The sequence below is a fragment of the Streptomyces capparidis genome (assembly GCF_054782095.1).
Map to the genome: position 1 here is coordinate 1 of NZ_BAAGTD010000101.1, position 12,790 is coordinate 12,790.

Annotated in this window: 2 protein-coding genes; both read right to left on the reverse strand. The window is 76.6% G+C overall.

The genetic code is table 11. The features are described 5' to 3' along the window. Positions 1 to 6,302 (reverse strand): type I polyketide synthase (locus tag ACYVO2_RS36700; protein WP_461012466.1); only part of this gene is annotated, 6,302 nt, incomplete at its 3' end. A 95-nt stretch (positions 6,303 to 6,397) separates the two neighbouring features. Further along, on the reverse strand, positions 6,398 to 12,790 hold a 6,393-nt coding region (locus ACYVO2_RS36705; RefSeq protein WP_461012467.1), incomplete at its 5' end, for an SDR family NAD(P)-dependent oxidoreductase.

The following is a 12,790-nucleotide window of genomic DNA, read 5'->3' on the forward strand; positions in this document are numbered from 1 at the left end:
CCATTCGGCGCCGTCAACCCGTTCGACGCGCCGTCCTGGTTCACCGCCGAGCCCCGCACCACCGCCAGCACCCGGTGCCCGTTGCGCCGCGCGTCCGAGAGGCGTTCCAGCAGCAGCACGCCCACGCCCTCGGCCATGCCGGTCCCGTCAGCGGCGGCGGCGAAAGCCTTGCACCGTCCGTCGCGGGCCAACCCGCGCTGCCGCGAGAACTCCACGAACGTCCCCGGCGTGGACATCACCGTCACACCACCGGCCAACGCCAGCGAGCACTCCCCCGACCGCAGCGCCTGCACCGCCAGATGCAGCGCCACGAGAGAGGACGAGCAGGCGGTGTCCACCGTCACCGCCGGGCCCTCGAGACCGAATGTGTACGCCACCCGGCCGGAGACGACGCTGGCCGAGTTGCCGGTGCCGAGGTAGCCCTCGCCGTCGTTGGGCACGGAGGTGAGCCGCGAGGCGTAGTCCTGGTACATCACTCCGGCGAACACGCCGGTCCGGCTGCCCTTCAGGGTCGCGGAGCTGATTCCGGCACGCTCGAACACCTCCCACGAGGTCTCCAGCAGCAGCCGCTGCTGCGGGTCCATGACCTCTGCCTCGCGGGGTGAGATGCCGAACAGTCCCGCGTCGAAGTGGTGGGCGTCGTAGAGGAAGCCGCCCCGGCTGGTGTGCGAGGTGCCCGGTCCTTCGGGCTCGGCGGGGTTCAGCAGGCGGTCGAGGTCCCAGCCGCGGTCGGTGGGGAACTCGCCGATGCCCTCTCCGCCGGCCGCGACCAGCCGCCACAGGTCCTCGGGCGAGTTGACGCCGCCGGGGTAGCGGCAGGCCATGCCCACGATGGCGATGGGCTCGTCCGCCGCCGCCGCCGTCGCCGTCGGCTCGGCCGGGGTGGCCTCGTCGGGGCGCGTGCCCTGCGCCTCGGCGGACAGGTGGTCGGCCAGGGCTGCCGGGGTGGGGTGGTCGAAGACGAGTGTGGCGGGCAGTCGCAGCCCGGTGGCCCGCGCCAGCCGGTTCCGCAGTTCGACGCCGGTCAGCGAGTCGAAGCCCAGGTCCTTGAACGCCTGGTCGGCGCCGATGCCGTCGGGTGACTCGTGCCCCAGTACCGCGGCGACATGGGTGCGCACGACGTCGATGGCGGCGCGGCGCCGCTCCGCCCCGGTGAGCCCGGCCAGTTTCTCGGCGAAGCCCGTCCCCGCGGGGCCGTCGCCGGTGCCGGCCCGCGCCGCGGGGCGGGTGGGGGGGCGTATCAGTCCGCGGAGCAGCGGGGGCACGTCGCCCCTGTCGGTGTCGGCCCGCCGTCCTGCGGTGTCGAGCCGCATCGGCACGAGGACGGGTTCGCCGACCGCGCCCGCCAGGTCGAACAGCGCCATGCCCTCCGCCGAGGACAGCGCCGCCACACCGGAGCGCCGGATCCGGTCCAGGTCGCGGTCGTCCAGGCCGCCGGTCATCCCGCTCGTCCCGGCCCACAGGCCCCAGGCGAGGGACTGGGCGGGCAGCCCGCAGGCGCGGCGCAGCTCCGCCAGGGCGTCCAGGTACGCGTTGCCCGCGGCGTAGTTCGCCTGACCCGCGCCACCCAGCACACCCGCGGCGGAGGAGAACAGCACGAACGCCGACAGGTCCAGACCCTCGGTCAGCTCGTGCAGGTTCCACGCCCCGTCCACCTTCGGGCGCAGCACCGCCGACAGCCGCTCAGGAGTCAGGGACTCCACGACGCCGTCGTCCAGCACACCGGCGGCGTGGACCACCCCCGTGAGGGGATGCTCCGCCGGGATGTCGGCGAGGACGGCGGCCAGGGCGTCCCGGTCGGCGACGTCGCAGGCCGCCACCCGCACCCGGGCACCCAAACCGGCCAGCTCCGCCTCCAGCTCCGGGGCGTGACCGCCGCGGCTGGTCAGCACCAGGTGCCGCACACCGCGCTCGGCCACCAGGTGCCGGGCCAGCACCCCGCCCAGCGCACCCGTACCACCGGTGATCAGCACCGTGCCCTCACCGTCCCACGCGGGCCCCTCGGCCGCCCCGTCCCGGACCCGGGCCAGCCGGGGCACCAGCACGGCTCCGGCACGCACGGCCACCTGCGGCTCGTCCAGCGCGAGGGCGGAGGTCAGCGCGTCCGCCGAAGCGGCGTCACCGTCCATGTCGGCGAGCACGAAACGGCCAGGGTGCTCGGTCTGCGCCGAGCGGACCAGTCCCCACACCGCCGCGGCGGCCGGGTCCGTCACCGGGTCGTCGTCCGCCACCGACACCGCGCCCCGGGACAGCACGACCAGCCGGGAGGCTGCCGGCCGCTCGTCGGCCAGCCAGGAGCGGATCAGCTCCAGGGCGTGCCCGGTGGCCCGGTGCACGGCCTCGGCTCCCTCACCGGAGCCGGCCACGCAGGCCACCACCACGTCCGGGGCCCGGCCGTCGGGATCCGCCGGCGGCGCCGCGTCGGGGTGCACGGACGCGCCCAGCGCGCCGGCCACCCCGAAGGGGTCGTCGCCCACCACGGCGAAGGCCGCCCCAGCGGCCGCCCCGGCCGGTCGCGGGCCCGTCGGCGTCCACTCCACCCGGAACAGCGAGTCCCGGGCGGCGGCGCCCAGCACGTCGGGCGTCAGCGGGCGCAGCGCCAGCGACTCCACGGAGGCGACGGGCGCGCCGGAGCCGTCGTGGGCGGTGAGGGCCACGGTGTCCGGCCCGGTCCGCCGCAGCCGCACCCGCAGGGCGGTGGCGCCCGGCGCGAGCCACGAGACACCGGACCAGGCGAACGGCAGCCGGACGCGGCCGGGGCCGTCGTCGAACATCTCCCCGGCGCCGATGGCGTGCAGGGCGGCGTCCAGCAGGGCGGGGTGCGCCCCGGAGAAGCCCGCGGTGTCGGCGTCGCGGGGCAGCAGCACCTCGGCGGCCACCTCGTCGCCGGTCCGCCACACGGACCTGAGCCCTTGGAAGAGCGGTCCGTAGGCGAGGCCGGAGCGTGCCATGCGGGCGTGGAAGCCGTCGAGTTCCACGGGGGTGGCGTCCACGGGCGGCCAGGGCGCCGGGGCGGCGGGCGGGGTGGGCGGGGCGGCGCCGGTCAGGGTGCCCGCCGCGTTCAGGGTCCACGGCTCGTCCTCGGGGGCGTCCGCGGGCCGGGTGTGGACGGTCAGGGCGCGGCGGCCGGTCCCGTCGGGCGCCGCGGCCAGCAGTTGGAGATCGACGGCCCCGTGTTCGGGCAGCACCACGGGGGTGTGCAGGTTCAGTTCCTCGACGTGGGCGCAGCCGGTCCGGTCCGCGGCGTGCAGGGCCAGTTCCAGGAACGCCGTGCCCGGCAGCAGCACGGCTCCGTTGACGGCGTGGTCGGCCAGCCAGGGGTGGGTGTCGAGGGAGAGGCGGCCGGTCAGCACGGTGCCGTGGCCGTCGGCGAGCAGCACCGCGGCGCCCAGCAGCGGGTGCCCGGCGGGGCCGAGGCCGAGTCCGGCCGGGTCGCCGGTGGGCCGCGGGGCGGCGTCCAGCCAGTAGCGGTCGCGCTGGAAGGCGTAGGTGGGCAGGTCGATGCCGCGGCCGTCCCGGCCGGCGAAGACGGTCTGCCAGTCCACGGCGGCGCCGTGCGCGTGGGCCTCGGCGAGGGAGAGCAGGAAGCGCCGCGCGCCGCCCTCGCCGCGGCGCAGGGTGCCCAGGACGGCGGCGCCGTCCTGCCGCCCGGTCGCGGCGACGGCCTCCTGCACCCCGGGGGTGAGCACCGGGTGGGGGCTGACCTCGACGAAGACGGGGCCGCGGTCCTCGGCCAGGGCGCGCACGGCCGGTTCGAACCGGACGGTGCGGCGCAGGTTGCGGTACCAGTACTCGGCGTCCAGGCCGGTGGTGTCGAACGGTTCGCCGGTGACGGTGGAGTGGAACGTCACCCGGGAGGGCCGGGGGGTGATCGGGGCGAGGGCGTGGAGGAGTCGTTCGCGGATCGCTTCGACCTGCGGGGAGTGCGAGGCGTAGTCGACGGGGATCCGGCGGGCCCTGATCCCGGTGGCCTCGCAGTCGGCCAGCAGCCGGTCCAGGGCCTCGGGTGTGCCGGAGACCACGGTGGAGCCGGGGCCGTTGACGGCCGCGACGGCCAGGGAGTCGCCCTGGTCGGCGATGCGCGCGGCGAGTTCGTCCGCGGGCAGCGCCACCGAGGCCATGCCGCCGAGGCCGGACAGTTCGGTGAGGGCCTTGCTGCGCAGGGCCACGACGCGCGCGGCGTCCTCCAGGGACAGCGCGCCCGCCACGTGCGCGGCGGCGATCTCGCCCTGGGAGTGGCCGACGACGGCGGTGGGCCGCACCCCGTGGGACTCCCACAGCGCGGCCAGCGACACCATCACGGCGAACAGCGCCGGCTGGACCACGTCCACCCGGTCCATGGACGGGGCGCCGGGCGTGCCGCGCAGGACGTCGAGGGGCGACCAGCCGGTGTGGGGCGCCAGGGCGCGCGCGCAGTCGTCCATGCGCGCGGCGAAGACCGGCGAGGCGTCGAGCAGGTCCACGGCCATCCCGGCCCACTGGGAGCCCTGCCCGGGGAAGACGAACACCACGTCCCTGGGGTCGGCGGTGGCGGTGCCGCGGATCGCCGCGGGCGCCGCCCCGTCCTCGGCGAGGGCGTCGAGGCCGCGCAGGTAGCCGTCCAGGTCGTCGGCGGTGACGGCGGCCCGGTGCTCGAAGTGGGTGCGGGTCGTGGCCAGCGCGTGCCCGACGTCCGCGGGGTCGGGTGCGGGCCTCGTGCGCAGGTGGGCGGCCAGCCGCGCGGCCTGGGCGCGCAGGGCGGGCTCGGTGCGGCCGGACAGGAGCCAGGGCAGCGGGGCGCCGCCGGCCGCCGTGAGGGGGGTGGTCTCCGTGTCCCGGGGCCGGGGTCCGGGTGCGCCGAGGGTGACCTGCGGCCGCTGCCCGGCGGGGGCGTCCGCGGCGGGCTGCGGTTGGGGCTGCGGTTGGGGCTGGGGCTGGGGCTGGGGCTGTTCGAGGATCACGTGGGCGTTGGTGCCGCTGACCCCGAACGACGACACCCCGGCGCGGCGGGGCTCCCCGGTCCGCGGCCACGGGGTGTTCGCGGTGAGCAGCCGCACCTCGCCCGCGGACCAGTCCACCTGCGGGGTCGGCGCGTCGATGTGCAGGGAGCGCGGCAGCACGCCGTGCCGCATCGCCAGCACCGTCTTGATCACACCGGCGACGCCGGCGGCGGCCTGGGTGTGCCCGATGTTCGACTTCACCGAGCCCAGCCACAGCGGCTCGCCGTTCCGCCGGTGCTGCCCGTAGGTGGCCAGCAGCGCCTGCGCCTCGATCGGGTCGCCGAGGGTGGTGCCGGTGCCGTGGGCCTCCACGGCGTCGATCTGCTCGGGCGTCAGGTTGGCGCTGAGCAGCGCCTGCTGGATGACCCGCTGCTGGGACGGGCCGTTGGGGGCGGTCAGCCGGCTGCTGGCGCCGTCCTGGTTGACCGCTGAGCCGCGCACGACCGCCAGCACGGGGTGGCCCAGGCGCACGGCGTCCGAGAGGCGCTCCACCAGCAGCATGCCCACGCCCTCGGACCAGCCGGTGCCGTCGGCGGCGGCGGCGAACGGCTTGCAGCGCCCGTCCGGGGCGAGCCCGCGCTGCCGGGAGAACTCCACGAAGGTGCTGGGCGACGACATGACGGTGACGCCGCCGGCCAGCGCCATCGAGCACTCCCGCTGCCGCAGCGCCTGGCAGGCCAGGTGCAGGGTCACCAGGGAGGAGGAGCAGGCGGTGTCCACCGTCACCGCGGGGCCTTCGAGGCCGAAGGTGAAGGCCACCCGGCCGGAGGCGACGCTGCCCGCGCCGCCCTGGCTGAGGAACCCTTCGAGCCCTTCGGGGACGTCGTGCAGCCGCGCGTGGTAGTCGTGGTACATCAGCCCGGCGAAGACCCCGGTGCGGCTGCCGCGCAGCGACCGCGGGTCGATTCCCGCGCTTTCGAACGCCTCCCAGGAGCTCTCCAGCAGCAGCCGCTGCTGCGGGTCCATCGCCAGGGCCTCGCGGGGCGATATCCCGAAGAACGCCGGGTCGAAGCGGGCCGCGTCGTGCAGGAAGCCGGCCTCGCGCACATACGACGTGCCGGGGTGGCCGGGGTCGGGGTGGAACAGCCCGTCGAGGTCCCAGCCGCGGTCGGTGGGGAAGCCCGAGATCGCGTCGCCGCCGGAGGTGACCAGCCGCCACAGGTCCCCCGGTGACTCCACGCCCCCGGGGAAGCGGCAGCTCATGCCCACGATCGCGATGAGCTCCCGCTCATTGGACTCGGCCTCGCGCAGACGCCGGCGCGTCTGGTGCAGGTCGGCGACGACCCGCTTGAGGTAGTCCCGAAGCTTCTGCTCATTCTCCACTTGGTGCTCGCTCCTCAGGGCGTGGTACGGCGTTTCGGGCCCGGTGGCCGGCCCGTGCGGGCCGGCGGCCGGTCACGGCTGGCGGGGGTGGCTGCTCACTCGACGCCGAGGTCCTTGTCGATCAGGTCGAACAGTTCGTCGTCGGTGGCCGTCAGCAGCCCGTCGGTGACGCCGGTGCCCGCCGGGGTGCCGGACGCGGCGGGCGCCGGGGCGCCGCCGAGTCTCGACAGCAGGGTCTCCAGGCGCACGGTGACCCTGAGGCGTTCGACCTCGTCGTCCGCGATCGCCGCGAGGCTCGCCTCCAGGCGGTCGAGTTCCTCGCTCACCGAGGCCGCGCCGGCGGCGCCGTCGCCGGTGAGGCGCTCCGTCAGGTGCCGGGCGAGCCGCCTGGGCGTGGGGTGGTCGAACAGCAGGGTGGCCGGGAGCGGCAGCCCGGTGGCGCCGCTCAGCCGGGTCCGCAGCTCCACGGCGGTGAGCGAGTCGAAACCGGACTCCATGAACCCGCGGTCGGTGTCGAGTTCGGCACCGGAGGGCAGCCCGAGCACGGCGGCGGCCTGCCCGCGCACCTCGTGCAGCACGGTGCGTTCCCGCTCGTCCTCCGGTTTCCCGGCCAGCTTCGCGCGGAGCGCCTCGCCCGGCGCGGCGGCCCGGTCGGTGCGGGCGGTGGGCCGGGCGGGGGCCCGGGGGACCAGGCCGCGCAGCGGTCCCGGCACGTCGGTGCCGTCCGCGGCGCGGGCCCGCAGGCCCGCCAGGTCCAGGCGCGCGGGCACCAGCAGCGGCTCCTCGCCGGACCAGGCGGCGTCGAACAGCTCCAGGGCCTCGGGCACGGTCAGCGGGGACAGGCCGGACCTGCGGATCCGGGTCCGTCCGGCCTCGTCAAGGCCGTCGGCCATGCCGCCGCCGGCCGCCCACATCCCCCAGGCCAGGGAGGTGGCGGGCAGGCCGCGGCGGCGCCGGTGCTGGGCCAGCGCGTCCAGGAAGGCGTTGGCGGCCGCGTAGTTGCCCTGCCCCGCGCCGCCGAAGATCCCGGAGACGGACGAGAACAGCACGAACGCCGTCAGGTCGAGCCCTTTGGTGAGCCGGTGCAGGTTCCACGCCGCGACCGCCTTGGGCCGCAGCACCCGCGCCAGGCGCTCCTCGGTGAGCGACTCGACGACGCCGTCGTCCAGCACCCCGGCGGCGTGGACGACCCCGGTCAGGGGGTGCTCGGCCGGGACGGCGGCGAGCAGCGCGCCGAGCCGGGCCCGGTCGGCCGCGTCGCAGGCGGCGAAGGTGACGCGGGCGCCGAGCGCGGTGAGCTCTGCCTCCAGCTCCGCGGCGCCATCCGCGGCGGGTCCGCGGCGGCTGACCAGGAGCAGCCGCCGCACGCCGTGCCGGGCCACCAGATGGCGGGCGACCTCCCGGCCCAGGGCGCCGGTGCCGCCGGTGACCAGCACGGTGCCGTCCGGGTCCCAGCTTCCGCCGAGGGCGGCGGCGGGGGCGCGTTCCAGTCGGGGCGCGCGGCGGACTCCGGCGCGCAGCGCGAGCTGCGGTTCGCCCGAGGACGCCGCGGCGAGCAGTTCCCGGGACGACGCGTCGTGGTCGTCCAGGTCGATCAGCGTGAACCGGTCGCCGTGCTCGGTCTGCGCCGACCGCAGCAGGCCCCACACCGCGGCCTGCACCGGGTCGGGGATCTCCTCCCGGTCGCCGGTGTCCACGGCGTTCCTGGTGACGACGACCAGCCGGGCGGCGGCGAAGCGGTCGTCGGCGAGCCACGCCCGGGTCAGGGCCAGCGCCCGCCCGGCGGTCCGGGTCAGCGCGGCGGCCGTGTCGTCCGCGCCCCGGTCGCAGGCACCGGCGGCGAACACCAGGTCCGGCAGCGGGGACCCGTCGGTGACGGCCTCGCCGAGCGCGGCCGGGTCCAGGTGCGTTTCGGCGGCGACCCCGGCCGCTTTCAGGGCGCCGACGACGCCGAGCGCGTCGGGGCCGACGACCGCGCAGCGGACGGCCGCCGCGTCCCGCGCCGCCGCGGCGGCGGGCAGGGCGGGCCAGTCGAGCCGGTACAGGCTGTCCCGGCGCCCGGTCCGCGCGGCGCGGAGCTGCTCCTCCGACACCGGGCGCACCGTCAGGGCGTCCACCGTCGCCACCGGCTGCCCGGCGCCGTCGGCGAGGGCGAGCGCCACCGTGTCGGCGGAGGTCGGGGACAGCCGCACCCGCAGCGCGGCGGCGCCCGCGGCGTGGCAGCGGATCCCGGACCAGGAGAACGGCAGGCGCCCCGGGGGCGGCCCGTCGTCGCCCGCCCCGAGCCCCAGGGCGTGCAGGGCGGCGTCGAGCAGCGCCGGGTGCACGGCGAACCGGTCGGCGTCGGGCGCGGCCCCGGCAGTCGGCTCGACCTCGGCGTAGACGTCCTCGCCGAGCCGCCAGGCGGCGCGCAGACCGCGGAACGCGGGCCCGTACACGAACCCGGCCTCGGCCGCCCGCCCGTACAGCCCGTCGGTGTCCAGCGGCTCCGCGCCGGCCGGGGGCCACACGGACAGGTCGAACGGCTCCGTGTGCCGCCCGGCGCCGTCCCCGGCGGCGAGCACACCCGTCGCGTGCCGCGTCCACGGCTGGTCGTGCGCGGCCCGCTCCGGACGGGAGTGCACCGTCAGCGTGCGGCGGCCCGAGTCGTCGGGCCCGCCGACCACGAGCTGGATCCGCACCCCGCCCTCCTCGGGCAGCACCAGCGGCGCCTCCAGGACGAGTTCCTCGACCCGGTCGCACCCCGCCTCGTCGCCGGCCCGCACGGCGAGCTCCGCGAACGCCGCGCCGGGCAGCAGCACCGACCCCAGCACCGCGTGGTCGGCCAGCCAGGGATGCGTCCCCGCCGACAGCAGGCCGGTGAACAGCAGCCCGCCGGCGTCCGGCAGGTCCACCGCGGCCCCGAGCAGCGGGTGCCCCGCCGCCACCAGCCCGGCGGACCGCACATCCGCCCCCGGCGCGCCGCCCGCCAGCCAGTACCGCCGGCGCTGGAAGGCGTAGGTGGGCAGGTCGGTGAGCGCGGCACCCCGGCCCGCGAAGAACCGCCCCCAGTCCACGGGGACGCCGCGCACGTGGGCGTGGGCGACGGCGGTGGTGAGGGTGCGGGCCTCGGGGCGGTCGGCGCGCAGCACCGGCGCACAGGTGACCTCCCGCGGCAGGACCTCCCGCGCCATCGCGGAGAGGACGCCGTCCGGGCCGAGTTCGACGAGGACGGTCACGCCCTGCTCGGCGAGCGCGCGCACGCCGTCGGCGAACCGGACCGCCTCGCGGACGTGCCGCACCCAGTACTCCGGCGAGCACAGCTCCGCCGCCGACGCCACCGCGCCGGTGACGTTCGACACCACGGGGATCCGCGGAGCCCGGTACGACAGGCCCTCCGCGACCTTGCGGAACTCGTCCAGCATCGGCTCCATCAACGGCGAGTGGAACGCGTGCGACACCGAAAGACGCTTGGTCCTGCGGCCCCGCGCCCGGAAGCCGTCGGCGATCCCCGCCACCGCCTGCTCCTCGCCGGAGACGACCACCGACGACGGGCCGTTGACGGCCGCGATCGACACCCGACCCGTCAGAACGGCGGCCACCTCCGCCTCGGTGGCCTCCACCGCCACCATCGCCCCGCCCTCGGGCAGCGCCTGCATCAACCGGCCGCGCGCGGCCACCAGAGCGCACACGTCGTCCAGCGACAGCACCCCGGCGACGTGCGCGGCCACCAGCTCACCGATGGAGTGCCCCGCCAGGCAGTCAGGTGTCACACCCCACGACTCGAGCAACCGGAACAGCGCCACCTCGAGCGCGAACAACCCCGCCTGGGTGAACACCGTGCGATCCAACTGCTCCTGGTCGCCGAACACGACCTCGCGCAGCGGCCGGTCCAACCGCCCGTCCATCCGGGCGCACACCGCGTCGAACGCCTCCGCGAACACCGGGAACGCCTCGTACAACTCCCGGCCCATCCCGGCCCGCTGCGCCCCCTGCCCCGTGAACAGGAAGCCCAGCAGGCCGCCGTCCACGGCGAGCCCGCGCACCGATCCCTGCCCGTCGTCTCCTTCGGCTCCTTCGACGAGCGCCCGCAGCCCGGTCAGGAACTCGTCGCGCTCGCCCGCGACGATCACGGCGCGGTGCGGCAGCGCCGTCCGCGAGGTGGCCAGGGAGAAGCCGACATCCACCGGCCGGGCGTCGGGCCGCGTGCCCAGATGCGCGAGCAGACGCCCGGCCTGGGCTCGCAGCGCCGCCTCGTCGTGAGCGGAGAGCACCCACGGCAGCGCCGACGCACGTACGGTCGGCTCGGCGGGCGTGGGGGTGACGGCAGCCGGAGCCTCCTCGATAATCGCGTGGGCGTTGGTGCCGCTGATCCCGAACGAGGACACAGCCGCCCGGCGCGGGCGGCCCGTCTCGGGCCACTGCCGGGCCTCCGTCAGCAGCTCGACGGCACCGGCGGACCAGTCCACCTGCGGCGACGGCTCGTCCACATGCAGGGTGCGCGGCAACACACCCTCCCGCATCGCCATCACCATCTTGATCACACCGGCCACACCCGCAGCCGCCTGCGTGTGCCCAATGTTCGACTTCACCGACCCCAGCCACAGCGGACGGTCCTCCGGCCGCTCCCGCCCGTACGTCGCCAGCAGCGCCTGCGCCTCGATCGGGTCACCGAGACGGGTCCCCGTCCCGTGCGCCTCCACCGCGTCCACATCCGGCCCCGACAGACCGGCCCGGTTGAGCGCCTCCCGGATCACCCGTTGCTGCGAAGGGCCGTTCGGCGCGCTGAGCCCGTTGCTCGCGCCGTCCTGGTTCACCGCCGAGCCGCGCAGCACCGCCAGCACCCGGTGCCCGTTGCGGCGGGCGTCCGACAGGCGTTCCAGCAGCAGCATCCCCGCGCCCTCGGCGAGCCCTGTGCCGTCGGCGGCCGCGGCGAACGCCTTGCACCGGCCGTCCGCCGCCAGACCGCGCTGGCGGGCGAAGTCGACAAAGGTACTCGGCGACGACATCACCGACACGCCACCGGCGAGGGCCAGGGAGCACTCGCCCTGCCGCAGCGCCTGCGCCGCCAGGTGCAGCGCCACCAGCGACGACGAACAGGCGGTGTCCACCGTCACCGCCGGGCCTTCGAGGCCGAAGGTGTAGGCGACCCGGCCGGAGGCGACGCTGCCGGAGCTGCCCGACCCGAGGTACCCGTCCACGCCCTCGGGCGCGGTCTGCACCCGGGAGCCGTAGTCCTGGTACATGAGCCCGGCGAACACGCCGGTCCTGCTGCCTTTCAGCGCCGCCGGGTCGATCCCGGCGCATTCGATCGCCTCCCACGAGGTCTCCAGCAGCAGCCGCTGCTGCGGGTCCATCGCCAGCGCCTCGCCCGGGACGACGCCGAAGAACCCGGCGTCGAAGTCGGCCGCGTCGTACAGGAACCCGCCGTCGCGGGTGTACGACGTGCCGGTGCTGTCCGGATCGGGGTCGTACAGGCCGTCCAGGTCCCAGCCGCGGTCCGTGGGGAAGCGGCCGATCCCGTCCCGCCCCGCGGCGACCAGCTCCCACAGCTCCTCGGGGGAGCCCACTCCGCCCGGGTAGCGGCACGCCATGCCGACGATCGCTATCCGGTCGTCGGCCGGGGTGGCGGCGGTCGGCGCGGACGGCGCGGCCTCGTCGGACTCGCCCAGCAGCTCGTGCCTGATGTGCTCGGCGAGCCTGGCCGGGGACGGGTGGTCGAAGATCAGAGTGGCGGGCAGCCGCAGTCCGGTGGCCTGGTTGAGCCGATTGCGGAGCTGCACCGCCGTCAGGGAGTCGAAGCCCAGCTCGGTGAAGGCCCGCCCGGCGGCCACGGCGTCCGGGGACTCGTGCCCCAGCACCGCCGCGGCCTGCGCCCGGACCAGCTCCAGCAGGAAGCGGTCGCCCTCCGCCCTGGGCATGGCGGACAGTCGCCGCCTCAGGTCCGCCGCGCCTGCCGCACCGGCGGCCGGGGCACGCCTCGACGGCCTGCGGACCAGGGCGCGCAGCAGCGGGGGCACGGCCGCGTCGGGGGCGAGGGCCGCGGCGTCGAAGCGCATCGGCACGAGGACGGGTTCGCCGACCGCGCCCGCCAGGTCGAACAGCGCCATGCCCTCCGCCGAGGACAGCGCCGCCACACCGGAGCGCCGGATCCGGTCCAGGTCGCGGTCGTCCAGGCCGCCGGTCATCCCGCTCGCCTCGGCCCACAGGCCCCAGGCGAGGGACTGGGCGGGCAGCCCGCAGGCGCGGCGCAGCTCCGCCAGGGCGTCCAGGTACGCGTTGCCCGCGGCGTAGTTCGCCTGACCCGCGCCACCCAGCACACCCGCGGCGGAGGAGAACAGCACGAACGCCGACAGGTCCAAGCCCTCGGTCAGCTCGTGCAGGTTCCACGCCCCGTCCACCTTCGGGCGCAGGACGGCGGCGAGCCGCTCAGGGGTCAGGGACTCCACGACGCCGTCGTCCAGCACACCGGCGGCGTGGACCACCCCCGTGAGCGCGGGAATGCCCGC